This window comes from Luteimonas sp. A611 (assembly GCF_054072715.1).
Genome location: NZ_JBSVRP010000005.1, coordinates 56,001 through 81,827, shown reverse-complemented (window position 1 = coordinate 81,827; position 25,827 = coordinate 56,001). Strand labels below are relative to the sequence as shown.

20 protein-coding genes are annotated in these 25,827 nt (G+C 70.2%); 1 reads left to right on the top strand and 19 read right to left on the bottom strand.

Going from position 1 to position 25,827, the window contains the following annotated elements:
- The 19 genes from icmH to tssB form a co-directional block, all read right to left on the bottom strand.
- Complete coding sequence (icmH, locus tag ACW5EG_RS15995) at positions 1–1,296, bottom strand: type IVB secretion system protein IcmH/DotU (protein WP_457018504.1); 1,296 nt, start codon at positions 1,294–1,296, stop codon at positions 1–3.
- 4 nt (positions 1,297–1,300) lie between these two features.
- Positions 1,301–2,638 (bottom strand): type VI secretion system baseplate subunit TssK, encoded by a 1,338-nt coding sequence (gene tssK, locus ACW5EG_RS15990; RefSeq protein WP_457018503.1) that lies wholly within the window; start codon positions 2,636–2,638, stop codon positions 1,301–1,303.
- Between the two features lie 150 nt (positions 2,639–2,788).
- Positions 2,789–4,135, bottom strand: coding sequence for a type VI secretion system-associated FHA domain protein TagH (gene tagH, locus ACW5EG_RS15985; protein ID WP_457018502.1), 1,347 nt, complete (start codon positions 4,133–4,135; stop codon positions 2,789–2,791).
- Positions 4,132–4,707, bottom strand: coding sequence for a DUF6931 family protein (locus ACW5EG_RS15980; protein ID WP_457018501.1), 576 nt, complete (start codon positions 4,705–4,707; stop codon positions 4,132–4,134). The genes tagH and ACW5EG_RS15980 overlap by 4 nt, the downstream gene beginning before the upstream one ends.
- A 7-nt stretch (positions 4,708–4,714) precedes the next feature.
- A complete protein-coding gene (locus ACW5EG_RS15975) occupies positions 4,715–6,754 on the bottom strand; it encodes a type VI secretion system Vgr family protein (RefSeq protein ID WP_457022280.1) in 2,040 nt (679 codons plus the stop codon).
- Positions 6,755–6,926: 172 nt separating this feature from the next.
- Complete coding sequence (locus ACW5EG_RS15970) at positions 6,927–8,294, bottom strand: tetratricopeptide repeat protein (RefSeq protein WP_457022278.1); 1,368 nt, start codon at positions 8,292–8,294, stop codon at positions 6,927–6,929.
- Positions 8,294–8,581, bottom strand: a complete 288-nt coding sequence (locus ACW5EG_RS15965; RefSeq protein WP_457018497.1) for a PAAR domain-containing protein — start codon at positions 8,579–8,581, stop codon at positions 8,294–8,296. Before ACW5EG_RS15965 ends, ACW5EG_RS15970 begins: the two co-directional genes overlap by 1 nt.
- A 94-nt stretch (positions 8,582–8,675) precedes the next feature.
- On the bottom strand, positions 8,676–9,272 hold the full coding sequence (locus ACW5EG_RS15960) for an ECF-type sigma factor (RefSeq protein ID WP_457018496.1): 597 nt from the start codon (positions 9,270–9,272) through the stop codon (positions 8,676–8,678).
- Between the two features lie 67 nt (positions 9,273–9,339).
- Positions 9,340–12,153, bottom strand: coding sequence for a protein kinase domain-containing protein (locus ACW5EG_RS15955; protein WP_457018495.1), 2,814 nt, complete (start codon positions 12,151–12,153; stop codon positions 9,340–9,342).
- 518 nt (positions 12,154–12,671) lie between these two features.
- Positions 12,672–13,754 carry a hypothetical protein gene (locus ACW5EG_RS15950; RefSeq protein ID WP_457018494.1) on the bottom strand — a complete coding sequence of 361 codons (1,083 nt, stop codon included), beginning with the start codon at positions 13,752–13,754 and terminating at the stop codon, positions 12,672–12,674.
- A 245-nt stretch (positions 13,755–13,999) separates the two neighbouring features.
- Positions 14,000–15,061, bottom strand: a complete 1,062-nt coding sequence (locus ACW5EG_RS15945) for a hypothetical protein (RefSeq protein WP_457022276.1) — start codon at positions 15,059–15,061, stop codon at positions 14,000–14,002.
- A 101-nt stretch (positions 15,062–15,162) separates the two neighbouring features.
- Positions 15,163–17,907, bottom strand: a complete 2,745-nt coding sequence (gene tssH / locus ACW5EG_RS15940; protein WP_457018492.1) for a type VI secretion system ATPase TssH — start codon at positions 17,905–17,907, stop codon at positions 15,163–15,165.
- 12 nt (positions 17,908–17,919) lie between these two features.
- On the bottom strand, positions 17,920–18,987 hold the full coding sequence (tssG, locus tag ACW5EG_RS15935) for a type VI secretion system baseplate subunit TssG (protein WP_457018491.1): 1,068 nt from the start codon (positions 18,985–18,987) through the stop codon (positions 17,920–17,922).
- Complete coding sequence (gene tssF, locus ACW5EG_RS15930) at positions 18,951–20,834, bottom strand: type VI secretion system baseplate subunit TssF (protein WP_457018490.1); 1,884 nt, start codon at positions 20,832–20,834, stop codon at positions 18,951–18,953. The genes tssG and tssF overlap by 37 nt, the downstream gene beginning before the upstream one ends.
- A 3-nt stretch (positions 20,835–20,837) precedes the next feature.
- Positions 20,838–21,341, bottom strand: a complete 504-nt coding sequence (gene tssE / locus ACW5EG_RS15925; protein WP_457018489.1) for a type VI secretion system baseplate subunit TssE — start codon at positions 21,339–21,341, stop codon at positions 20,838–20,840.
- A gap of 8 nt (positions 21,342–21,349) precedes the next feature.
- Entirely contained in the window at positions 21,350–22,186 is an 837-nt protein-coding gene (locus tag ACW5EG_RS15920; protein ID WP_457018488.1) for a type VI secretion system accessory protein TagJ, read from the bottom strand.
- A 9-nt stretch (positions 22,187–22,195) separates the two neighbouring features.
- Positions 22,196–22,696 carry an Hcp family type VI secretion system effector gene (locus tag ACW5EG_RS15915; RefSeq protein ID WP_457018487.1) on the bottom strand — a complete coding sequence of 167 codons (501 nt, stop codon included), beginning with the start codon at positions 22,694–22,696 and terminating at the stop codon, positions 22,196–22,198.
- A 199-nt stretch (positions 22,697–22,895) separates the two neighbouring features.
- Positions 22,896–24,395, bottom strand: a complete 1,500-nt coding sequence (tssC, locus tag ACW5EG_RS15910) for a type VI secretion system contractile sheath large subunit (RefSeq protein WP_457018486.1) — start codon at positions 24,393–24,395, stop codon at positions 22,896–22,898.
- 5 nt (positions 24,396–24,400) lie between these two features.
- Entirely contained in the window at positions 24,401–24,910 is a 510-nt protein-coding gene (tssB, locus tag ACW5EG_RS15905) for a type VI secretion system contractile sheath small subunit (protein ID WP_457018485.1), read from the bottom strand.
- A 395-nt stretch (positions 24,911–25,305) separates the two neighbouring features.
- Here tssB and ACW5EG_RS15900 point away from each other — a divergent pair, with 395 nt between their 5' ends.
- Complete coding sequence (locus ACW5EG_RS15900) at positions 25,306–25,788, top strand: helix-turn-helix domain-containing protein (protein ID WP_457022274.1); 483 nt, start codon at positions 25,306–25,308, stop codon at positions 25,786–25,788.
- Positions 25,789–25,827: the final 39 nt, after the last annotated feature.

The window sequence follows — 25,827 nt, the reverse complement described above, 5'->3', positions numbered from 1 at the left end:
TCAGTCCCCCGGCTGGTACAGGATCTCGACGCGACGGTTGCGCGCCCGGTTTTCCGCCAGCGCGACCGGCGTGGCCAGCGGCTGCGAAGCGCCCGCGCCGACCACGTCGATGCGGCCCGCGTCGCTGAGCGACGCGGTCAGCACGTCGGCCACGGCGCGCGCACGTGCGGTGGACAGCTCGTAGTTGTCCTTGAAGCGCAGCGAGCGCAGCGGCTGGTCGTCGGTATGGCCAACCACGAGGACACGCCCCGGCAGTTGCTCCAGCGCTTTGGCGACGCGCGCCACCAGCACGCGCGCGTCATCGCCCAGGGCGTCGCCGCCCGAGGCGAACATCGTGGCGGCCGCCAGGCGCACGCGGGCCTGGCCATCGTCGCGTTCCTCGACCTCGAGCAGGCCGGCCTGCGATTCGTTCGACAGCAACTGCGCCAGGCCCAGGCGCGGCACCGTGCGCGGCAGATCGCCCGGCGGCGGCACCGTGGCCAGCCCGATGCGCGCGGCCTCCGCGCCGATCGGCGCGGCCTGCTCGTTCAAACGGGAATGGAACCAGGTGAACGCCGCCAGCAGCGCGCAGGCCGCCACGCCGCCCGCGATCCACGGCACGAAGCGATGCAGCAGCCGGCTGCGGCGCGCCACGATGCCGCGCCACTGCGGCGACAGCGCCTCGTCGGGTTGTCCGCGATGGGCGCGGATGCGCCGGTACAGGTCGTCCTGGATATCGGCCAGCCGCGCGCGACCGCCGGCCTCGATCTGGTAGCGCCCGGAAAACCCCAGCGCCAGGCAGGCGTACATCAGCTCCAGCAGTTCGATGTGGCGCGGCACGTCCTGCAGCAGGCGCTCGAGCAGCTGGAAGAACTTGGCGCCGCCGTAGGACTCGCCGTGGAAGGTGACCAGCAGGGTGCGGCTCGACCAGCCGCTGTGCTCGCCCCACGGCGAGTTCAGCACCGCCTCGTCGACCATCGCGCAGATCACGTAGCGCGCGGCCGTCGCCGCCTGCGTGCCGACGCCCAGCTCGGTCAGGCGGCCCTCGAACCTGCGCACCTGCGCCTCCACCTGCGCACGCAGCGCCTCGGGGTCGCCGGCGGCGGTGCTGTGCCGCAGCTGCACGGCCAGCAGCAGCAGCGGACTGGCCGCCTGCACCATCGGGTTGAGCCCGCGGCCGAGGAAGGCGCTGATCTCCTCCCCCGCCGGCGCTGGCACCGCGGAGGCTGCCGGCGGCGCCGCGGCGCTGGCGCCGGCCGGCTGCCGGGGGCGGACGATGGTCGCGTCGTCCAGCGGATCGTAGCCATGCGTGCTCATGCGCTCATCCCCTGATCGCCCACAGCTGCAGGTCCAGGCCGGGGTAGTCGTTGCCGAAGTGCAGGGCGATGCCGCCCGCAGTCTTCAGCTCGCGCCACATCGCGGCCTGGCGATCGAGTTCGAAATAGACGAATCCGGCGTGGTACGGGATCTGCCGCGGCGCCACCGGCATCGGCGACAGCCCGACGCCGGGAAGCTGCAGGTTGACCAGGTCGCGGATCTTCTCGACCGGCCCGATCTTGGCCAGCGCCGGCAACTGCCGGCGCAGTTCTTCCGATGGCTGGTCGGCGCGCGCGGCCAGCACGAACGCGGCGTTGTCGAACAGCGATGGATCGGCCGCCACCGCGACCCAGACGCCGTACTTGCGCTGCTGCACGGGGATCGCCAGCGCGTTCTGCTCCAGCACCGCGCTGAGGCTGCCGCGCAGCGCTGCGACGACGGGCTCGAAGCTGGCTTGCAGCGTCTCGTGGCGATACGGCGGCAGCGCGGGCGGCCGCTTGCCGGGCGCGGTGAAGGTGGCCAGTTCGCCGGCCATCGCCACCAGCGCGGCGTACAGCGCTTCGGGATGCGGGGTGGAGGCGTCGGCCCAGTGCGCGACCAGCGGCTGCCAGCGGTTGACCGCCTGCAGCAGCAGGAAGTCGGCAATCTCCGCCGCGCCGCCGCGGTCTGTCAGCGCCACCCGCCCGGCCAGCGCTTCGCCGCGCTGGTGCAGCAGGCCGAGCAGTTCGGTCAGGAAGGTCGCCAGCCGCGGCGCGGCGCGACAGTCCAGCGCGGTCGGGATGAAGCCCTCGTCCAGCACCACGCGGTTGTCGGCGCGGCACTCCACCACCCGCGCCAGCGGAATCCTGGCCAGGCCTTCGGGCGACCGCGACCCGGGCAGCAGCCGGGTGGCGAGCCCGCCGACTTCCAGCAGCACGCCGCCCTCCACGCTGCCCGACGCGTCGACGGCCTCGGTTTCGCGCACGCGGTAGCGGACCAGGCGCTCGGCCGGTGCGTCGGGCCATGCGCTGTCCGGCTGCGCCGGCGAACGCAGCGGCAGGGTCAGGTAGACGATCTCGTTGCGGCAGCCCGGCTCGACCTCCAGCGCCATCGGCAGCGGATCGTCGTCGGGCATCGAGAACGGGGTGCCGTCGGGAAACACGCCGCGCGCGCGGCGCAGGCCGAAGCGGCCGACGGCGAGCAGGTCCGGTTCCAGCTCCAGCTCGGTGAACCCCCACGACTGGGCGCGCAGGCTGCCGGCACGCAGCTCGATGCGGCGCTCGAGGTAGCGCTCCTGCTGCTGCATGTGCTGCGGCCGCAGGAACAGCCCCTCGCTCCAGACGATCTTGTTGTTCTGCGTCATCCGCTGCCCGCCCGTCGCGTCGGCCGCGCACATGCCGGACGGACGGACGTCCCCAGGGCGGACCGCTGCGGTGAGATCGTGGCGCGCCGACGGCACGCCTTGCCGCTTGGATTCTCGCGATCGGGCGCGGGCGCAGCCCGACAATTCGTCTCAGCGCGGATCGCGGCGCCGGGCCGACTTGAGCCGCGCCAGCTGCGCCTCGTAGGCGCGCGCGAACTCGTCGCCAAACAGCGTGCGGAAGCACTCGTCGGGGTCGCGCGCGGTGCGCTCGAAGTCGTCCCGGTAGCGTTCCCAGTAGCGGCCCTTGCCGGAGAACGCGCGGCGTCCACCGCTGTCGACCTCGCGCTCCAGTCGGTCCGGGTTGAAGTGCGCGAGCAGCGATTCGAACGCTGCGCGCATGCCCGCGAGCATCGCCATCTGGTGGCAGCGGATGTCGTCGAACGCATCCTCGAAGGCGGTGGCGCCGCTGAGGAAGGCGCCATCGGGCTGCAGCAGGCGGCGCATCGCCTCGTCGGGCGTGGCCGCGAACTTGAGCGGGTTGTTCTCGCTGCGCTGGATGATGGTGACCGGCAGGCGGAAGGTGTTCTTGATCTCGGCGCGCGCGCGCAGCACCTCCATCACGCCGTCGACGACGATGCCGAGGATCGCCTCGGTGTCTGGCGGCACGGGTGCAGCCGCCGGCGCTGCAGCAAGCGCTGGCGCGACCGGCGCAACCATCGCCGGCGCCGGTCCGGGCTGCGTGGCCGGCGCCGCCGCAGAGGCGAAGTCGCCGCGGGTGAGGTCCCACTCCTCGGGCAGCAGCGGCTTGTGCGCCGCGGCCTGCGGGGGCCGGAAATGATCGGCGCTGCCGGGGCTGTGGTTCCAGTCGCCGGTGGCAGCCGGCGGCCGGGGCGGCGGCGGCGCATCGAACAGGCGCAGCGGATCGAGTTCGGCGGCCACGCCCAGCCCCGCCAGCGGATCGGCGTCGGCGCCATCGGGCACGACGCGTGACGCCGGCATGGGCGGCAGCAGCAGGTCCCAGGGATCGGCGCCGCCCGCGTGCGGGGACGGCGCGGGCGCCAATGCCGGTTCCGGGGACGGCGCGGCCGGTTGCGGTGCCCGCGGCCTGGCCGGCACCGCGATGGTCGCGTCGCTGTCGAGCGGATCGGCCGCCGGCGTCGCGGCTGCCGCTTCGGCCGTGCGTGCCAGCGCCACCGCCACCTCGAACGTGTCCATCTGCAGGCGATCGCCATCGTCCAGTGTCACCGGCTCGCCGCGGGACAGCGGCGCGCCGTTGCGCAGCATCCCGTTGGTGCTGCGGTCTTCGAGGAAGTACAGGCCGTGCACGTAGCGCACCACCGCATGCGTGCGCGAGATACCCGGCGCGGCCAGCATCCAGTCGCTGTCGTCGGAGCGGCCGATGCTGCCGCCGCACTGGTGGAACTCGTAGCTGCTGCGCAGGCCGGGCGGCAGCCGCGTGCCGAGCACGGTCAGGGTCAGGGTGTGTGCTCCGCTCACTGCGGCATCCTCCTGGATTGTTCGATGGTGGCGGCGGCACGCGGCGCCTCCGACAGCAGCGTCAGCGCGCGCATCGCGAACGCAGTGCGGCGCTGGTCGAAGCGATCGGGTTCGATCGCCGCAAGCAGGTTGATGGCGGCGGTGGCCGCGCGTGCGGTCAGCAGCGCGGGCGGCGGCACCGGCGTGTCCTGGCTGGCCGGCGCCAGGCTGCCGCCGGACCAGCCCGCCGCCGCCGCGATCCAGCCCCCGAGCGTCTGGTAGCCATCCGCAGTGGCGAACTCGTAGGCGGTGCGGCGATTGTGCTCGGCCGGATCGCGCACCCACTGCTCGGCAAGGACGGCGCCGGCGCGGTCCTCGTCGCCAAGCGCTTCGCCGCGCGCGCACTGGCACAGCCAGGCGACGACGTAGCGCTTGGGCAGCAGCGCGGCCAGCAGCTGCAGCGCCGACTGCACGCGGCCGGCGTCCAGCAGCGTCCGCACCGCGTCCTGCGGCAGCGCGCCGCGCGGCAGCAGCGTGCGCGACTCCGCCTCGATGCCCATCTGCGTACAAGCGTCCAGCACCACGTCGGTCATCGCCGCCTCACCCGATCAGGATCAACGGTGCCGACATCTTCGCCAGCCCCTGTCCCTGCAGCGTCAGCATCGGTGCCTTGACCGTCGCCATCGCGCCCCCCTCGACCGTCAGCATGGCGTCGGACTTGACCGTCATGGTCGCGCCGGCCTTGACGTCCATCGTCGCGCCTGCCTTCACGCCGACCTGCACCCCGCCCTCGATCTTGACCGACTGCTGGCCCTTGATCGTGATGTTGAGCCCCTTGATCTGGATCTCGCCCGAACTCTTCATGACGATGCTCGACTGCCCGGTCACCAGTTCGATCTCGGTGCCGGCGTCGAGCTTGAACTTGCGGCCGATGGTGGTGGTGCCGTTCGCTTTCACGTCCAGCGTGTCGTCGTTGCCGACCTCGTGGCTGCGGTCGTTGCCGACCTTGCCGGCCTGGTCGTTCTTCACCTCGCTGATCTCGTCATGCTCGACCAGCAGGTGGTGGTCGTTCTCCACCTCTTCGCGCAGGTCCTTCTGCGCGTGCACGAACAGCTCCTCGCTGCCCTTCTTGTCCTCGAAGCGGATCTCGTTGAAGTCCTCCGCGCCGCCGCCGTCGCTGCGGCTGCGGATCCCGCTGCGGGTCTTCTCGGCCGGCAGCGGATACGGCGTGGCGTGGTTGCCGTTGTAGACGCTGCCGACGATCAGCGGCCGGTCGGGATCGCCCTCGAGGAAGCTGACCACGACCTCCTGCCCGACCCGCGGGATATGCACCATGCCCCATTGCTTGCCGGCCCAGGGCGTGGCCACGCGCACCGGGCAGGAGTGGGACTGGTCCCGCCCCTGCGCGCTGGACGACCAGTGGAACAGCACGTGCACGCGGCCGTGTTGGTCGACCGCGATCTCCTCGTCGTCGCCACCGCCGCTCGCATCGCAGACGGTGGCGGTCTGCAGCCCCGCGATCAGCGGACGCGGCGCGGTAGGCCGGCTGCGATACGGCAGGCGGCTGTCGATGGCCTCGAAGCGGCAGCGCCACGGCTGCTCGTCCACATCGCCGGCCTCGCTCGAGGCCAGCCCGGCCTCGCGCAGCATCAGCTCGCAGCCGCTCACCAGGTATTCGCGATCCCATTGCCCGCCCGGCGAGCCATCCAGCTTGAACAGCGCGCCCGCCGCCAGGCCGTAGGCCCCGGTGTTGCCGGAGAAGCCGGCGCGCGTCGCGTTGCAGGCCTCGACCAGCACCTGTGCGCGGCGACTGTGTTGGTCGGCGCTGGTTTCGCCGCCGGGAAAGTCGAACGCCTCCAGTCCGTCGACGCCGTGCAGCGGCGCGCCCTGGCCGGCGTCGCCCTTGCCTTCGAGCGAAGCCCGCGGCTTGAGCGGATCGTAGTCGGTGAGCCGCGCGATGGTGGTATGCACGGCGCTGGAAGGCCGCCAGTCGCCAACGCCGACGGTCGCGCGCGCGCGGTGGTCGCCGACGGACAGCCACGGCAGCTGCGCGGCGCCGGGCGCCATCTCGTGCGCGCCGATGCCGTCGGCCAGCACCATCAGGTGGCGGCGGTCCTGGTGGACGAAGTAGTAGTACACGCCTTCCTGCTCCATCAGCCGGCTGATGAAACTGAAGTCGTCCTCGCGATACTGCACGCAGGTCTCGCGCACCGGATAGCTTGCCGACAGCTGCAGGCGCACGTCGGTGTAGCCGACGCCGGCCAGCACCTCGCGCACGATCGATGCCACGTCGCGATTGGCGAACACGCGGCTGTGCCGGCGCTGGGTCAGCAGCCACGGCATCGGCGCGAGCGTGATCGCGTAGACCGCGTGCCGCAGGTCGTCGACCACCTGGAAGCCGGTTTGCGCAGCCTCGATGGCGATGCCGTGGAACCAGCGCTCGAAGCCATCGGGCATGCGCATGTGCACGGCCATCGGCTTGCCCAGCATCGCGACCAGGTCCAGCTTCGGGTCCTGCGACACCGCGCGGATGCGGAATTCGAACAGTCCGCCCAGCCGTTCGCTGCCGTCCATGCCGGCGAAACGCAGCGCGTCGCCGAGGTCGGATTGCAGGGTGAAGTTGCGCTGGTTGCGCGACATGGTGCTCCTGTGCGTCGGGCCTGCCGCAGCCGGGGGCGGGTTCCGCGCAGGCATGCCGCTGCGGCCCTGCACCCCTTCGGGCTCGCACTCGATGCTCACATGCAGGCCCGCGGGCGGCGCGACAATTCGTCTCATGGGCCGGCTTGCGCGCCACCCGCAAGCGGCAGTGCGGTCAGGCCGTTTGTCCCAGGCGCCCCATCACCACCCAGCCGTGCACCGGGCGCCCGACTTCCTTGCGCAGTTCCCGCGCCTGGACCTGGACCTGTCCGAACCCGGCGCGGCCGAGCGCCGACTCCACGTGTTCGCGCGCATGCCGGTAACGCCCGCTCGGACCGAGCTCGACGCCATCGCCGGACGCGTCCGCCCCCTCGATCGCCTCGACCGAGAAGACCAGCCAGCCGCCGGGCCGCAGCGCATGCGCAGCCGCCGCCACCACGCGGTGCAGGTCGCCGAAATACACCAACGTGTCGGCGGAGGCCACCACGTCGAAGGCCTTCGACCGCGCGTCCATGTGCGCGGTGAGTTCGGCTTCGACCAGCGCGTCGTAGCCGCCGCGCTGGCGCGCGCGCACCAGCATCGCCGGCGACAGGTCCACGCCTTCCAGGCGCCGCGCCCAGCGCCGCAGCAGCGGCGCGCACAGGCCGGTGCCGCAGCCGGCGTCGAGGATGTCGAGGTGCCCGCGCCCGTCCAGCACCGGCTGCAGCGCATCGGCCAGCAGCTGCGGCGCCCGGTAGTCGAGGTTGTGCAGAAGTTGCTCGTCGAAGCTGGATGCAAAGCCGTCGAACAGTTCGCGGACATAAGTATCGCCGGCCCGCTCCGGCGCCCGCGCGCCGCCGCAGGCGGCCAGCATGTGCAGCGCCAGCGGATCGTCGGGCACCCGCTGCAGCCAGTCGCGGTAGACCTGGATCGCGGCCTCGCTCTCGCCCATCGAGTACAGCACGACGCCAAGCAAGCGCAGCGCGCGCATGTTGCGCGGGTCGATCTTCCATGCCTTGCGCAGGCAGGCCACCGACTGGCGCAGGTGCACGGCCTCGGCGGCGTGGTTGCACAGGAACAGGCCGAGCAGGTAGTAGCCGCGCGCATACCCGGGCGCGGCGCGCAGCAGCAGGCCGTAGGCGTTGAAGGCATCGTCCAGCCGGCCCTGCACTTCCAGCACCACGGCCAGGTTGCCGATGGCGTCGATGTGCGCCGGTTTCAGCGCGATCGCATGCCGGTAGCAGGCCTCGGCGGCGACCGGGCAGCCGCGTTCCTTGTGGACGTTGCCGAGGTTGTTGTGGATGTCGGCGTGCCGTGGCAACTGCTCGAGCGCACGTTCGATCAGCGCGATCGCCGCCTCGCTGTCGCCCTGCTGATGGCGCAGGACGCCGAGGAAGTGCAGCGCGTCGGGCTGCTCCGGCGCGCGCGCGAGCACCTGGCCGTACAGCGCCTGGGCCGCGTCCAGCGCGCCATCGGCGTGGCGGGCCACCGCGCGTTGGAGCAGTGCGCCGATGCTGTCGTCCCGCACATGCGTGGACGCCGCGCCTGCCGTTGCCGCGTCCATCAGGCGATCAGCACGGTGAAGGCGCCCATGACGATGGCGCCGCCGTGCGCGCTGGTGTCGCCGATCCGGGCCGCGGGCTGGCCCTTGATCAGGACCGTGGGCGCGCCGGTCACGATCGTGTCCGGCGGCCCCACGCACACCGCCATGTCGCCCAGGCGCGCGGCCGGCAGGCTGCAGATCAGCACCGTGGGCGCGCAGGGCGGGCCGATCGGGCCGCCGACATGCGGCACCACGCCCGTCACCATCGGACAGGCATGCATGTCGGTCAGGCGCGCGGCAGGCCTCATGATTCGCAGGTCCCAAGGGTTCGCCGCGATCATCGCGCGCCGCGCCACGCCGGCCCCGACGATTCGTCTCAGCCGCGCGCGACCGCGGGCGTGCTCAGGCCAGCTCGCGCCGCAGCCAGGCCCGCGCGATCCGCCATTCGCGCTGCACCGTCGACACCGACAGCCCCAGCACCGATGCGATCTCCTCCTCGGTCAGGCCGATGAAGAAGCGCATCTCCACGATCCGCGCCTGGCGCGGGTCGATCGCTTCGAGGTCGTCGATCGCCTGGCCCAGGGCCTCGGGTTCGGCGCCGCCGGCCAGCGAATCGACGATTTCGGTCAGCGCGATGCGGTCCTCGGCGGCCGGGCGCTTGGCCGCACTGCGCCGGCGTGCGGCGTCGATCAGCACCTGCCGCATCGCCTTGGCCGCCATGCCGAGCAGGTGGCGACGGTCCTCGACGCGTGGCATCGCGTCGCCGCCGAACAGGCGCAGGAAGCTCTCGTTGACCAGCTCGGTGGCGCCGAGCGTGCGCTGCTGGTATTCGCCTGCCAGCTGCTGGCGCGCGATCTGCCGCAGGGCCGCGTACATCTGCCGCATCACCCGGTCCATCGCCCCGGCCTCGCCGGCCAGCGCATCCTTGAGCCAGACGGTCACCTCGCCGGCATCGGGCATGCCCGCCTGCCATGGATGCGGTGCCTCCCGGACCTTCATCTGTGTCGCCCTCCCTTTCGTATCGGCGGCCGCATTCGTCCGCCGTGTTGCGCACTCTTCCCGCGTGCTAGTCCGGGAGCCCCTCGATCGCCAGCAGGGCGGAGTCGCGGATGCTGAGCATGGCGGCATTGAGCGTCGACGGCTCCAGCGCGATCACCGGCTCCAGGTAGCGGGTCCGGAGATCCTCCATCGACTTGCGGTCATCGAGCTCGAACAGCGCCACGTACAGCCGCGACGCGCTCTCGACCGTGTGCGCATCCAACAGCCCGCCTTGCTCGGTGCGCAGCGCGAGCGCCTGGTGGTGCGCGTCGCGCGCCGCCTGCAGGTTGCCGGCACCGAACTCCGCGCGGCCGATCACGTCCCAGGTCGCCGAAATCCAGCGATGCCCGGGTACGACGCGCTCGTAGCGCTGCAGCGCCAGCCGCGCATTGCGGACCGCCTCGTCGCGCATGCCGCCGGCGTTTGCCTGCAGGCTGGCCAGGCCGCCCAGTGCGACGATCGAGTCCAGGTGCGACTCGCCCAGCGTGCGCTGGCGCGCCAGCATCACCTGTCGCTGCAGCGCGATCGCCTGCCCGACCTTCGCCGGCTGGTCCTGCTTGGCAAGCAGGCGCACCAGCTCGGACATGCTCGCCAGCCGTTGGGGATGGTCGCGGCCCAGGATCCGCTGCTGCCGCTGCAGCAGGTCGCGCATCACGATCTCGACCTCGGCGAACGCGGGCTCCGCCTGCGCCAGGCGCACGCGGTTCGCGCCCACCAGCGCCAGCGCCTGCAGCGTGTCCGGATGATCATGCCCGAGCGAACGCTCGCGCTCGCCCGCGACCGCCCGGGCTTCGCGCAGCGACACCTCGTAGTCGTTGAGCATGTTGGTGAGGTTGGCGAAGGTCAGCCGCGCCGCCAGGGTGGCCGGCGCGTTCTCGCCGAAGCTCCGTTCGTAAACCGGCAGCAGCGCCTGCATCCGGGTTCGCGCCTCGGGCCGGCGACCCAGCTGCATCAACGTGTGGACCTCGTCGCGGCGCAGCTCGAGCAGAGCCGGGTCCTCCGCGGGCAGCGCGCCGGACCAGCGTTCGAGCAGCGCCCGTTGGGCTGCGAGCGCCTCGCCTTGCTGGCCGCGCGCGGCCAGCAGTCGGGCGTTGCCGCTCTCGATCGCCAGCCGCAGCGGGTCGTCGAGCAGGAGCCGGTCGCGCCGGGTCATCGCCTCGGCGTAGCTGCGCGCCGCGGCATCCATGTCGCCACGACGGTAGTGGGCCTGTCCGAGGTCGACCAGGACCGCGGCGATCCGCGGATCGGCGTCGGGCAGCGATTCGCGCCGTTTCCTGAGCACCTGCTGCAGCTCGGCCACGGCCGAACCGTACTGGCCGATCCCCATCAGCACGCGCGCCATCGATTGGCGCAGGTCGGCCGCCAGCAGCGGCGCATCGGCGAAATCGTGCTGCACCCGCTCGAGCGCATGCGAGACCACGTAGCGGTCGAGCGCCTCGCGGGCGATGTCGGTCGCCGGCACCAGGGCGAACGCCGCATCGAGACGGGCCGCAGGATCGTCCTGCTCGGGCGCATCGCGCAGCGCGGCTTGCACCGCCACGCGCTGCGCCTCGGCAAGCGCATAGCCCATCGCGTCGATGTCGACGCTTTCCAGCACCCCGCGCTGGAACGCGGTGATGCGTTCGAGCTGGCCCTGCCGCTGCTCGGCCAGCCGCTGCTGCACGCGCGCCTGGCCCAGCGACGACAGCGACACGGCGATGCCGACGGTGAGCGTTGCGACGATCGCGGTGCCGGCCATGATCGGCCAGCGGTTGCGCTGGACGAAACGGCGGGCGCGATAGCCCATGCGGCTGCGCCGCGCCTCGACCGGCCGCTTGGCCATGAACCGCCGCACGTCGGCGGCCAGCGCCGCCACCGTGGTGTAACGCTCGCCCGCCACCGGCCGCATCGACTTGAGCACAACTGCGTCGATATCGGCCGGGATCCGCTCCATCCCACCGCCGCCTGCCGGCTGTCGGCTTGGCGGGACCACCTCGCCTGCCACGATCGCGCGGGTGACGTCGAACGAAGAGACGTGGTGGGCGAACGGCTGCCGCCCGCAGACCAGCTGGTACAGCACCACGCCCAGCGAATAGATGTCCGTCGCCACCGACAGCGGCGTCTGCTTGATCTGCTCGGGGCTGGCGTAGGCGATCGTCAGCGCCTGCTGGCCGAACTCGGTGGCGTCGGCCGGCGCGCCATCGGCCGCCTCGAGCAGGCGTGCAATACCGAAATCCAGCAGCTTGGTGTGGCCTTGCGCGGTCACCAGGATGTTGCCCGGCTTGAGGTCGCGATGGATCACCAGGTGGCTGTGCGCGAACTCGACCGCCGCGCAGACCTGCAGGAACAACTCCAGGCGCCGGCGCAGGTCCGGCGAATGCTCGCGGCACCAGGCGTCGATGTGCTCACCCTCGACGTACTCGATCGCCAGGAAAGGCTGCCCGTCCGACAGCAGCCCACCGTCGACCAGGCGCGCGATGCCCGGATGCTCCAGGCGCGCGAGCAGCGCGCGTTCGCGCTGGAAGCGCTCCAGCGCCACCCTGCTGTCGCCGCTCGCCCGCCGCAGCAGTTTCAGCGCCACCCGCTGCACGAAACCGTCCTGCTGTCGCTCTGCGAGATAGACCACGCCCATCCCGCCATGGCCGATCCGCCGCAGCACGCGATAGTCGCGCGCGGCATCGGCACAGAGTTGCTCGCCCGCCAGCTCGGGCGGCTCCGCCATCTCCCAGCGCAGTGCATGCAGTGTCGTTTCCGAGGCCGCGGCCTTGCGCATCCACGCGATCTCGGCCAGCAGCGCCCCATCCCCCGCGCATTCGCGCGCGACGAAATCCGCACGCTCTTCCGTCGGAAGTTCGTCGGCCATTTCCACAATGCTTTTGGCCCGCAGATAGCAGGTATGCCGGGCGTTCATGTCACTTTCCCCTGCGTCCCTGTCCCCGCCCAGGCGAAGACATCGAAAGCCACGCCCCACCGCCCCTGTCGATCCTGGCCGGCCACGTACCGGGCACCCCGGCCGCCAGTCCCGTGTCGCGAACGGGCACCGCGGCGGATCCCAATCATATGCGCATGCAGCTGCGGTTGCGCTGCCAACCGGTGACGCTGGTCGGCGGATCGGCCACTCCCGTCACCATGCGGCGGCGCATGTAGTGGTGCCCGTTGCGGGATTGCTGGATCGACACAGGCGCCGCTCCGGATGCGCTGCTCGCATCCGCACCACCCATCCACACCAGATCCGCTCGAGGGAACGGACCTGCTCACCGCTCTGCTTGTGCTCGCGGAACTGCGCCCATCAACATGCGGGCGCGCCCGCAGCGGCGGTCGCCGCGGGCCCGGACCAAAAGTCCGGAGTCTGCCGCCGTCCGCAACCGGCGCGCGCGCGGATCAGGCCGTCAACAGGAAAGGTTCGAGCACGGTCGCGACGTCCGTCAGGTCGACTGATGCCACGACATTCAGTTCGTAGATCGTCTTGCACTTTCCTTCGTCGGCGAAGTCGATCATCACGATGTTGGGCATGAAGGCCTTCAGCACGGGACCGTTCGAATGGACCCGGCCGTTCATCGCGGAGCTCATCCGCTCCTGGATCGACTCGTAGAGTCCGTTCGTCCACATCTTCTTCAGCGATTCCCGCTTGACCTTGGTCCACATCGTGTCGTTGCGCTGGCGGATGCTCTCGAACACGCCGGTCGTGGTCCAGTACATCATCCCCATGACCTCGGGGCCGCAGCCGATGCCCTTGCGCATCAGGCTGCTCTGCTTTTTCACGTTCTGCGAGATCTTGGAGAACGGCTTCAGGATGCTGGTTCCCCCCTTGCCGAAGTACTGCAGTCCATCGAAGTCCTGGTCGAACCCACCGCCGCCCTTGAGGTTCTGGAAGACCAGGATCCCGTGCCTCACGGGGTTGTCCAGACCTGTCGCCGCCTGCCCTGCCTTCGAGAACAGCACAACGACCTTGCCGCGCAGTTCGCGCAAGGTCCTGAGGTTCACATTGCCCCGCGTGCGGAAGATCGTGTCTCCCAGAAGATCGACGCAGGCCTCGGCGATCGCTCCCCAGTTGTCGCACTTGTCGAACTTGAGGATCAGGAACTCGGTGTCGTTCTCCTTCACGAACTTGGCGGCATCCGTCAGGATCTTGCTCAGCGTGAGCCCATAAGTGCCGCCGCTCATGGATTTGACGCTCAGGTCGGTGCGGTTGCCGGTGCGGAGATCGAGCCCCGTCTGCACCTTCTTGCTGCCGGTGCCATGGTAGGCCCGCAGCGCGAGCACCTTGTCGGACTCACCCTTCTTGAGGATGGAGCCCGTAATCCGGATGTCGAACAGCCGCACGCCCGCGCTGGCCTGGCCATGGATGTCCAGGTCCTGCGTCTTCGCATTCCCGCCGCCCTGCGTGATCGCCGCGTCGTGACTCCCAGCGAACACGATCTCGTTGAGCTTCTTGTTCCCGCCAAGCTGGTAGTAGCTGATCATTCGTGGATCTCGTATAGGAAGCGCTGGCTCATCGACTGCTGGACCCACGCGTCTGAGGCGTGCCGCCCAGCGCTCGGCAAGGTCGAATACGTAGTCAAAACCTGGGGCGCAGTCCGAAACGGCCACCTGGAAACGCAGCGCCGGGCCCGGGCACTTCCAACATCCAGCTGCGCACTCCCGACCCGCCCCTTAAGTAAACCTGACCCCGTTACCACCCCGTTACCAACAATCGCACTCCGGCACCGTCACTGGTCAAACAGCCAGCCCACGTCCATCGCCTCATCCGTCGGCGAGGCATCTGGGTAGGAAAATGGCTTGTAGGCGACCCTGTAGTTCTTGGCCATGTCCATGACCTCGTGAAATCGGTGAACGCCTGAAAAACTGGTGAAATAGTCCTGGTTCCAGAAGGCAAAGATACCCCACGCCATCGCCGTTGTTTCGTCAACTGTACCGCCTGCCCAAGAAGACATCTGCATCAACCTTCCCGTTGTGTAGGACGGACCGCAGGACAGCGGCATTTTCTTCTTTCGGGCGGACGAAATGACACCACTTTCTTCGAGCAGCGTGCCGTCGTCGCCACGCCGGAAGCCGAGCGTGGGGCCGAGATTGTTTTGCTGAACGTTGTAATATGTGTGTCCGCCGACATGATTTGGCACCAGGATGCTGCACATGTCCTTGCCCCCCGGGACCACGGTGGCAGCCAAGGGCCCGTGATCCTTGAGCACGTCCATGATGTCGTGCAGAACGGCCACCTTCAGGGTGACGTTGCCATCCGCAGTAGGATTGGCGAGCAGGGTTTCAAAGTTGTAGCTCTTGTATCCGATGGACCAGTAAGCGCCCCGATGCCAGGCCAGATTCGGGCACGGCGACCGCCAGCCGACGGGATTGGCGACTTTCTGGTGGATCTTCTTGATCAATCCGCACAGGTCGCGGTCAATGGAACCATTGGATTTGGCGTCAAGCGCGAGGTCACGCTCCTTGAGGAGGTTGGGCCTCGACTTCGCCTCGCCCACCACCGCCTTGGCGACGCCAAGATAACTGGTGTACGTCTTTGATTCGCACGCCTGACCCGATAAGAGCCGGATAAGAAAATAGTCGCTCGATGCCACCCAATCCTGCAGCACCTGGCGAATGATTTCACTGTGTTTGATCCATTTAGCATGCCACTTTACGGCCATGACGGACGTTTCTGCATTGACAATATTCGTGGAGGCCGCCAGGCCGTCGCCAATATCCTTGTAGGCCTCGTCGGCCGTCTGGTACACCTTCTCTGTGGCAGCCACATTTCCTATGCGAAGCTTCAACATTCCTGAATCTCCTCACCAAAAATAGCCGCAGGTGCAGCAACGTCCGCGGCATCTCACCCGAGTTCAAAAACTAGCGGGGTCAGGTTTACTTCTCGCACACCTCAGCCAAACGCGTACGAGAACCCGCCATCCTTCACGCCCACCTGCACACCGGTCACCGCCATGGCCCCGATCATGCGGTTGAGGAATTCGCGCGAGACGTCCGGAAGCATTGTGTTGGTCAGGATCGCGTCGATCATGCGGCCGCCCGATTCGCTCTCGGTGCAGCGCGAGACCACCAGCTTCACCACCTCGTCGTCGTAGTCGAAGGGGATGCGGTAGCGCGCCTCGACGCGCTTCTTGATGCGGTTGAGCTGCAGGCGCACGATCTGGCCGAGCATCTCGTCGCTGAGCGGGTAGTAGGGAATGGTGACGAGCCGTCCCAGCAGCGCCGGGGGGAAGATCTTCAGCAGCGGATCGCGCAGGGCCTTGGCCATCCCCTCGGGTTCGGGCATGAGTTCGGGGTCGGCGCAAAGGCTGCCGATCAGGTCGGTGCCCGCGTTGGTGGTCAGCAGGATCAGGGTGTTGCGGAAGTCGATCTTGCGGCCCTCGCCGTCCTCCATCCAGCCCTTGTCGAAGACCTGGAAAAACAGTTCGTGCACGTCGCTGTGGGCCTTTTCGACCTCGTCCAGCAGCACGACGGAGTACGGCCGGCGGCGCACGGCTTCGGTCAGCACGCCGCCTTCGCCGTAGCCGACGTAGCCGGGCGGCGCGCCCTTGAGCGAGGAGACGGTATGCGCTTCCTGGTACTCGCTCATGTTGATGGTGATCAGGTTCTGCTCGCCGCCGTACAGGGCCTCGGCCAGGGCCAGTGCGGTTTCGGTCTTGCCCACGCCCGAGGTGCCGGCGAGCATGAACACGCCGATCGGTTTGGAGGGGTTGTCGATGCCGGCGCGACTGGTCTGGATGCGCCTGGCGATCATCTCCATGGCGTGGTCCTGGCCGATCACGCGAAGGCCGAGCAGTTCGGGCAGGCGCAGCACGGTCTCGATCTCGTTGCGCGCCATGCGCCCGACCGGAATGCCGGTCCAGTCGGCGACCACCGAGGCGACCGCCTGGTAGTCGACGGTGGGCAGGATCAGCGGCGATTCGCCCTGCAGTTCGGCCAGCTCCGCCTGCACGATGCGCAGCCGCGCCAGCAGCGCGTCGCGGTCGTCGCCTTCCACGGCGGCGGGCACGTCGGCCGCGTCAGCCACCGCGTCGGCTTCGGCTTCGGCCGCGGCCTCCAGCGGGCTGCCGGTGCCTTCCACCGGCGCCAGGCCTTCGCGCAGCTTGCCGCGCAGCAGCAGCAGTTCGTCGACCAGGGTTCGCTCCGATTCCCAGCGCTGCTCCAGGCCGTCGCGGCGCGCGCACTCGGATACCAGTGCGGCGCGGCACTCTGCCTCGCGCTCGACCACGGGAATGCCGATCGCCTGTTCGCGGGCGATGATCGCCAGTTCGATTTCCAGCGATTCGATCCGGCGGCGGCTGTCGTCGACCTCGGCCGGGGTGGCGTGCAGGCTGACCGCCACGCGCGCGCAGGCGGTGTCGAGCAGGCTCACCGACTTGTCGGGCAGCTGGCGCGCGGGGATGTAGCGGTGGCTGAGCTTGACCGCGGCCTCCAGCGCCTCGTCCAGGATCTGCACCTTGTGGTGCCTCTCCATGGTGCTGGCCACGCCGCGCATCATCAGCACGCCCTTGATCTCGTCGGGCTCTTCCACCTGAACGGTCTGGAACCGGCGGGTCAGCGCGGGGTCCTTCTCGATGTGCTTCTTGTACTCGGCCCAGGTGGTGGCGCCGATGGTGCGCAGCACGCCGCGCGCGAGCGCGGGCTTGAGCAGGTTGGCGGCATCGCCGGTGCCGGCCGCGCCGCCGGCGCCGACCAGGGTGTGGGTCTCGTCGACGAACAGGATGATCGGCGTGGGGCTGGCCTGGACTTCGTCGATCACCGCGCGCAGGCGCTGCTCGAACTCGCCCTTCATGCTGGCGCCGGCCTGCAGCAGGCCGACATCGAGCGCGCGCAGTTCGACATCGCGCAGCGCCGGCGGCACGTCGCCGCGCACGATGCGCTGGGCGAAGCCTTCGACCACCGCGGTCTTGCCCACCCCGGCCTCGCCGACCAGGATCGGGTTGTTCTGGCGCCGGCGCATCAGGATGTCGACCACCTGGCGGATCTCGTCGTCGCGGCCGATGATCGGGTCGAGCGTGCCTTCGCGCGCCTGCGCGGTGAGGTCGGTGGTGAACTTCTTCAGCGCCTCCTGCTTGCCCATCGCCGCCGGCGCGATCGCGCCGCTGGCCTCGCCCGGCGCGGCGCCGCCGAGGTCGAAGCCGTCGCTGGCGCGCATGCCGTTCTCGGGCGAGTCGCCGACGATCGCGTCGAAACCGTCGGTCAGCGCTTCGGGCTTGAGCTTGGCGAACTCAGGCGAGATCGCCTGCAGCGCGTTGCGCAGCTGCGAGGTGCGCAGTGCGCCGACCACCAGATAGCCGCTGCGCACCTGGGCCTCGCCGAACATGAGGGTCGCGAACACCCAGGCGCGCTCGACCGCCTCCTCGATGGCCGAGGACAGATCGGAGATCGCAGTCGCGCCGCGCGGCAGGCGGTCCAGCGCGGCGGTGACGTCGCGCGCGAGCTTCGAGGGATCGAGCGCGAAATGGCGCACGATGCGGTGCAGGTCGGAGTCTTCCAGCTGCAGCAACTGGTGCAGCCAGTGCACCAGCTCCACGTAGGGATTGCCGCGCAGCTTGCAGAACACCGTGGCGCTTTCGATCGCGCGGTAGGTGGTGGGGTTGAGCTTGCCGAACAGGGCGTTGCGGGTGATTTCCGCCATGGCTGTATCTCCTCAGTGTCGTGTCTTTGCGCGCGCGGCGGGCCGCACGACGACGTCGCGGGCGTCGTCCAGGTCCCAGCTGCGGCGGCCGAGCCAGGTGTCGAGGCCGAGCCGGCCGGCCTGCCCCAGCCGCGAGGTCGGCACGTCGCCGGCGCGCAGCACCAGCTGTACGTCCCAGGCCTGTTCGTCGCCGATGTAGGCGCGCACCAGCGCCGCGAGTTCGTCCAGCGTGCGACCACCGGGCAGGAAGGCGCGGAAGGCGGCGCCGTCCAGCGGCCCGAGCCGCAGGCGGAAGCGATGCTGCGCGCCGCGCACGTGTGCGCCCAGGACGGCGGTCGCGCCCAGGGTGGACACCGCCGGCGCGCCGCCCAGCCGCAGCCAGGCCTCGTCCGGCAGCGGCATCCATTCGCCAACGAATTCCTGCACGTCGACCGCCACCGCGAACGCCCGCCGCAGCAGGCAGCGCAGCCCTTCGGCGTTGCGCGCGTGCGAGAGCATCCGCCCGGCGTAATGGCGCGCGCCGGTGGACACCACCGCGTCGCCGGTGCACGGCCCCATGCCGATCAGCGCGCCGACATGGAAGCGAAAGCGGTCCTCTTCCGGACGGTCGCCCTGCACCACCGGCTGCGCATCGGCCCAGGCGCGGTAGAACAGCGCCAGAATGCGATGGTGGAACACGTCGGCGAAGGCGCGCAGGGTGTGGTCGCGTGCGTTCTGCGCGCGCTCGATCGCGTACTCGGTCAGGTGCAGCGGCAGCGGCCCGTTGGGGCCGAACAGTCCGAGCACGTGCGTGTCGAGCGTGGCCGGACCCGCGCCGCTGGCGGGTGCATAGGCGGCGATATCGCCGGGCGCGAACGCCAGCGAAGGCGGCTGCCGCAGGCGCACCGCATCCTCGGAAGGTTTCGTGGACCGGCCCAGCCGCGGGCGCTCGCGATGCACGCGCTCGAGCAGGCGCAGCGCGGCGAACAGCTCGAAGCCGTGCGGGCGCGCGCGCAGCGCGGCATCGTCCGCGGCCGGCGCGGGCGTCGCCAGCGCGACCGGCGTCAGGCGACCTGTCGCGTGCCCAGCCGCGCCGGCCATCGCGCCACCTCGTTGCGTTCCAGGGTGCGCAGCACGGTCTCGGTGAATGCGTTCACCGAGGCGTAGCGCGCGAAGAAGTGCTGCAGCACCGCGCCGATCAGGTAGGCGCCGGTCCCCTCGAAGGCGCTGTCGTCGCAGGTCAGCGCGATCTCCAGGCCGCGACCGAAGGTGATCGGCCCCGGCACCGGCAGGCGGCGCACGATCTGCGCCGAGGACACCGATTTGACACCCTCGATCTGGCGCAGCGCGGCAGCGTCGTTGTGGTCGCAGTACAGCGACAGCATTTCGCGCAGCGCAGCGGCGCCCTGGGCAGGATCGCCTTCGAACAGCGACAGGTAGTCGAACTGCAGGTGGCTCAGCAGCCGCCACGCGGTTTCGCCGCCGGCGACCGCCGGCCGCGGGCGCGTCGGGCCGGCCACGCAGCGGACCTGCTGCACCGGCAGGCCGGCATCGACATGGAAGTCGGTCTTCGACTTGCCCACCGGCATGTGCAGCGGCAGGTCGCGGTTGCTGCACGACAGGCGCATGCCCAGCTGCCGCAGCGGCGTGGCCAGCGGCCGCTCGCCTGCGTCGACCAGGGCGATGAACACCTCGCTGCCGACGTAGCTCGAGCGCGCGCCGCGCCGGCGCTGGCGGCCCGAGAGCAGGCGCGGCTCGCGGCGCAGGGTGTAGTAGGCGCCGTGGCGCTCGTGCCAGGTGCGCGCGTCGCCGCCGTAGAAGGGCTGGAAGCGCAGCTCCGGTTCCTGGCGGTCGCCGAAGCCTTCCACGCGCTCCAGGCCAACCACCTCGAAGTCCATCGGCCGCACGCGATCGGGCACCACGTGGTATTCCACCTGCTCCTGGCGCAGGTGGATGCGGTCGCCCGCGCGCGGGAACAGATTGATCGCCGGGGTGCAGAACAGGCGGAAGTTGCCGGCGCCAACGCCGCGCGCCGCGGCGCCGAGGCTGCGCCGCAGCAGCACCACGATCTCGAACGACTGGCCGCGCAGGCGCTGCAGCGCCTCGCGCAGGCCGGTGAACTCGGCGAACAGGAACCGCTCCGGACAGGCGAAGTATTCCTGCAGCAGCCGATAGCCGCTGAACGAGCGGCCATCGACCGGCAGCAGCGCATCCTCGTCGTCGAAGCCGCGCGCGCGGATCGCATCGCCACGGCGGAACACGGACACCTGCCCATGCGCGCCCTCACCGCGTACCAGGAAGCCTTCGGCCTCCGACAGCAACTGCTCGTAAAGCCGCTTGGGCAGCTCGTCGGCACCGGCCAGGAACACCGGCAGCGCGTCGAGCGCAAGCGTGCCGGCGTCGATGCCGCCGGTGGTGCGGAACGCCAGCCGCAGGCCGGCGCGCACCCGCCCTCCGGGCGGCGGTTCGACCCCGGCGGCGGCCAGCGCCGCGGGCGTGTCGAGGTAGCTCGCATCGGCCAGTTCCAGCGGCCACAGCGTCAGCGCGTGCGCGGTGCGGAACTCGCAGGCGGTGCGCTCGTCGACGCCGGGGAGGCCGCGCAGCGGCGTCTGCCGCGGCACCGGGTGCCCACCCGCCAGCTCGGCCGCCGCCGGGTCCGGGTGGAACTGCACCACCGCCATCGACGGGACCGGCCGCAGGTAGTGCGGGTAGAGCATCTCCAGCAGGTGCTGGGTGAACACCGGGTATTGCGCATCGAGCTTGAGCTGCACGCGCGCGGTGAGGAAGGCGAAGCCCTCGAGCAGGCGCTCGACGTAGGGATCGGCGCACTCGAAGCCGTCCAGGCCGAGGCGGCCGGCGATCTTCGGGTACTCACGCGAGAACTCGGCGCCCATCTCGCGCACGAACTGCAGCTCGCGGTTGTAGTGCGGGATCAGGCGCGGGTCCATGGCTCAGCCCCAGGCCTCGGCCAGGTCCATGCGCCCGGTTTCCAGGTCGACCTCGGTCTTCAGGTACAGGTTGAGCGGCAGCGGCTGCGCCCACATCTCAGACTCGATCTCGAACACCAGCGAGCGCCGGTCCATGCGCACCGCGTCGCGGTGCACGCGGACCTGCAGCGTGTCGGCGATCAGCCGTGGTTCGAAGGCCAGGATCGTCTCGCGCAGGCGACGCTCGACGCGCGCCAGGTCCAGGCCGCTGGCGGCGACGCCGGCGAGGTCGGGAATCCCGTAGTTCAGCACCGATGTCGCGACGTGCGGCGCATCGTCGAGCGGCCGTGTCGCTTCGGCGTGGGTGCAGTTGAGCAGCCACGACAGGTCGCGGATCACGCATTCGCGCAGGCGCTGCGCGCTGATCACGCGCGCGTCGCGACCCTCCTCTCGGCGCGCCGGCTCATCGTCGGTGAGGCGGTCGAGCAGCGAGGGCTGCAGCCGCTCCTGGGCGGTGAGCTCGGCCATCGCCGTCGTCAGCCGTCGTCGCAGTCGAACTCGATCGAGCGCAACTCGAGCAGCGGGTGTTCCCCGCCCTCGCTCGCCAGCATCCGCTGGCCGTGCCCGATCCAGGTGTCCTCGCCCAGCTTCGACCAGTCGCTGGCGCGGCCCAGGCGCAGCGCCACGTCGCTGTGGCTCTCGCTGTGCGGATAGCGCACCGGCACGTAGCCGTGCGCTTCGCCGCCGTTGCGCCAGGTCACCAGCACCGGCGCCCACAGCGTGTCGGACAGGCTGGCCGGCGGCTCGAACTGCAGCGCGGCGATGCGCTCGAACGGCGCCCAGCCATAGCCGCCCTGCAGCACCAGCTCCAGGCACGGCCCGAAGCGGGTGTCGGCATCGGCGATCCACGCGAACGCAACGCCGTCGATGCGGCCCGGCGTTGCTGGCGCCGCATCGAAGGCTTGCACGCGCAGTTCAGCGGCCGCCGCATGCGCACCACGCGCATCCTGGCGCACCGCCTCGAGTAGCGGCGGCAGCCAGGGCGCCGGTTCGCCGATCACCACCGGCAGCCGCTCGCCGGCGAACACCGCCAGGCGCACGTCCTCCGCGTCCAGCAGCGCCGCCCATGCGGCGCCCGGCATCGCGTTGGCCGCATCCAGCCGCACCGCCGCCTCGAGCTGCGTGCGCGCCCGCGCCCACTGCCCGCAGACCGCGAGCAGCTGGAACAGGAACACGCGCGCCGCCGCATCCGCCGGCGCCGCGCGCACCTGCGCGGTCAGGGCCTGCAGCGCCTCGTCCGGGCGTCCCTCGCGCAGCAGCGCCTCGGCCGGCGAGGGCTGCGCGCGGAAGCTGGTCTGCACGGTGGTGGACATCGCGATCGGTCAGGCCGCGGCCGTGGCCTGGATGTCGTAGGTGAATTCCTTGGCCGCGCCGTCCTTCGAACCATCCGGCTTCTGCGGCTGGAACCCGTACTTGAACTTGCCGAAGTGCAGGGTGACGTTCTCGGTGAGGCGATCCTCGCCGCCGGAGCCACCGGTCGAGACCGAGGTCACCATGACGCCGTTGCTCAGGTGCAGCTCGACGTAGTCGGTCTGCTCGCCGGTGGCGTTGGTGACGTACAGCCAGGCTTCCTCGATCCGCGCGCCGGTCGACGCTGCCTGCAGCAGCGCGTGCGAGGACGAGTCGACGAACTTGGTCAACGAGATGTCCTGCACGTGCGCCTTGCCGCCCGCGCCGGTGCTGGCCGAATGCAGGTCGGCGGTATTGGACAGGCCCCAGGACCAGGCCAGGATCGGTACCTCGCCCTTGTGCTTGCCGTGGTCGGACGCGCCCTCGATCGAAACCTTGCCCTTGCCGAACTTGATGTGCATGTCGAACGCCATGGCGATGCTCCCTTCTGTGTGTCGCGGGCGTCGCCCGCATCGTGGTGTGGTGGGGGGGGGGACGCGGGGGGACGTGCAGGGAAGAGGGGGCGGGTTTTCCGGGCGCAGCTTTTGGCGNGTGTGTCGCGGGCTTCGCCCGCATCGTGGTGTGGTGCGCGCGGCGCATCGGCGCCGCGCGCGGGACGGCGTGCGCGGTCTGTCAGGCCGCGGCTTCGGACGGCAGGCGCGAGACCAGCCGCAGGGAGACGGTCAAGCCCTCCAGCTGGTAGTGCGGCTTGAGGTAGAACTTCGAGCTGTAGTAGCCCGGCGCGCCCTCGACTTCCTCGACCACCACCTCGGCCGCCGCAAGCGGCTTGCGCGCCTTGGCCTCCTCGCTGGAGTTGGCCGGGTCGCCGTCGACGTAGTTGAGGATCCAGTTCTGCAGCCAGCTCTGGATCTGGTCGCGACTGCTGAACGAACCGATCTTGTCGCGCACGATGCACTTGAGGTAGTGCGCGAACCGGCAGCAGGCGAACATGTACGGCAGCCGCGCCGCCAGCGCCGCGTTGGCGGTGGCGTCGGGGTCGTCGAACTCCTCGGGCCGGTTCAGCGACTGCGCGCTGATGAAGGCCGCCATGTCCGAGTTCTTGCGGTGGACCAGCGGCATCAGCCCCATCCGGTCGAGCTCGGCCGAACGGCGGTCGGTGATCGCGATCTCGGTCGGGCACTTCATGTCCACGCCGCCGTCGTCGGTCGGGAAGGTGTGCGTGGGCAGGTTCTGCACCGCGCCGCCCGACTCCACGCCACGGATCCGCGAGCACCAGCCGTATTCCTTGAACGAGCGATTGACGTTGACCGCCATCGCGTACGCGGCGTTCTGCCAGGTGTACTTGCTCGAATCGGCGCCAGCGGTGTCCTCCTCGAAGTCGAACTCCTCGACCGGGTCGGTCTTGGCGCCATACGGCAGGCGCGCCAGCGTGCGCGGCATCGCCAGCGCGAGGTAGCGCGAATCGTCCGATTCGCGCAGCGAACGCCAAGCGGCGTAATCGGGCGTGGTGAAGATCTTGGCCAGGTCACGCGGGTTGGACAGCTCGTTCCAGCCCTCCATGCCCATCAGGGTCGGCGCGGCGGCGGAGATGAACGGTGCGTGCGAGGCCGCCGAGACCTGCGCGATACCGCGCAGCAGCTCCACGTCCGGCGGACTGTGGTCGAACTGGTAGTCGCCCACCAGGCAGCCATAGGGCTCGCCGCCGAGCTGGCCGTACTCTTCCTCGTAGATCTTCTTGAACACCGGGCTCTGGTCCCAGGCGGTGCCCTTGTAGCGCTTGAGCACCTTGCCCAGGTCCTTCTTGGAGATGTTCAGCACGCGCAGCTTGAGCTGGGTGTCGGTCTCGGTGTTGTTGACCAGGTAGTGCAGGCCGCGCCAGGCGCTCTCCAGCTGCTGGAACTCGGCGCTGTGCATCACCAGGTTGAGCTGTTCGCTGAGCTTGCGGTCGATCTCGGCGATGTAGGCCTTGATCGTCTGCGAGACGTCGTCGGACACCACGTCGCCGCGGCCGAGCACCTGCTCGGCGAGCGTGCGCACGGCGGTTTCGACTTCTTCCTTGGCGCGCTCGCTCTTGGGCTTGAATTCCTTGCTCAGCAGCGAGGCGAAGTCGCCCGCATCGAGGCTCTTGGCTTCGGCGGTTGCGCCGGTTTCGGCAAGCTGTTCGGTGGCCATGTCGATTACTCCCCGTTGTCGCCGTCGGCGGGCTTGGCTGCGGACGTCAGCGCCTGCAGCAGCGCCGGATCGCGGATCGCCTGCGCGATCAGGTTCTCGGCGCCGGCCTTGCCGTCCATGTAGGTGTCGAGGTTGGCCAGCTGGGTGCGCGCCTCGAGCAGCTTGGCCAGCGGCTCGACCTTGCGCGCGACTGCGGCCGGCGAAAAGTCGTCCATGCTCTCGAAGGTCATGTCGACCGCAATCTCGCCCTCGCCGGTCAGCGTGTTGGGCACCTTGGCCACGACCCGCGGCTTCATCGACTGCAGGCGGCTGTCGAAGTTGTCGACGTCGATCTCCAGCGCCTTGCGCTCCTCCACTGGCGGCAGGTCCGCGGCATTGGCGCCGGACAGATCCGACAGCACGCCCATCACGAACGGGATCTGCACCTTCTTCTGCGCGCCGTAGACCTCGACGTCGTACTCGATCTGGACGCGCGGTGCCCGGTTCCGCGCGATGAACTTCTGGCTGTTTGCCATGGCTGTGGCCTCCGTCGGCGATGTTGGTGCAGGCCCCGCCCGGCCGCGCCTGTCACCGGCACGGCAGGCCGCCTTGCGGCAGGCCCGGGATACGCATCTGTCCGTCGCCGTCGCCACCCTGGTGGCAACCGGCCGACGGGCCCCGCTTGGCAACGATCCGCCCCATCCGATTCGTGTCGCGTCGGTGTGTGCCGGCTCCCTGCCCCGCGTACGGCCGGCCTGATGCAGGCCCGGCCAGCGCATCGACTTTAGGAACGCGCCTTCGGGCAAACCCGACATTTCGTCTCAGGCGCGCGCCGTGCGGGCCGGCCGGATGCCGGTGAAGGGTTTTGCCGCCCTTTTGCGCAATGGACAGGTAACGGGCACACGACCGCCCGCCCTGGAGACCTTGCGCAATGCACATGGACCGCCCCAACGACGCCGCCAGCGGGGGTACCGGCCAGCCCTTGCCGGCTGCAGCCATGCCGCCTGGCCTTGCCCGGCCCGCCGCACCGCCGGGGCCAGCGGCGCATCCGCGACTGCCGCGGATCCTGCGCTGCATCGAGGAGGAACTGTGCGACCCGGCGCTGGGCGGCGATGCCCTGCAGCGCCGATTCTTCGTCTCGCGGCCCACGCTGTACCGCATGTTCCGCCCGCTTGGCGGCGTCGCGCGCTACATCCGGGAACGGCGGCTGCTGCTCGCGCACAGGCGCCTGCGCGAGGAGCCGGACTGCACGATCACGTTCCTGCTGTACGACCTGGGGTTCGAATCGGAGCGCCAGTTCCAGCGCGCCTTCCAGGGCCGTTTCGGCATGTCGCCGGCGCGCTGGCGCAACGCCTGCCGCGCGCAGGTGCGTGCACGGGGCCAGACACCGTCGCGCCGCCGCACCGGGACCTGACTGGCGGCCGATGGCCCGCTCTAGGGAAGGTCTGAACAA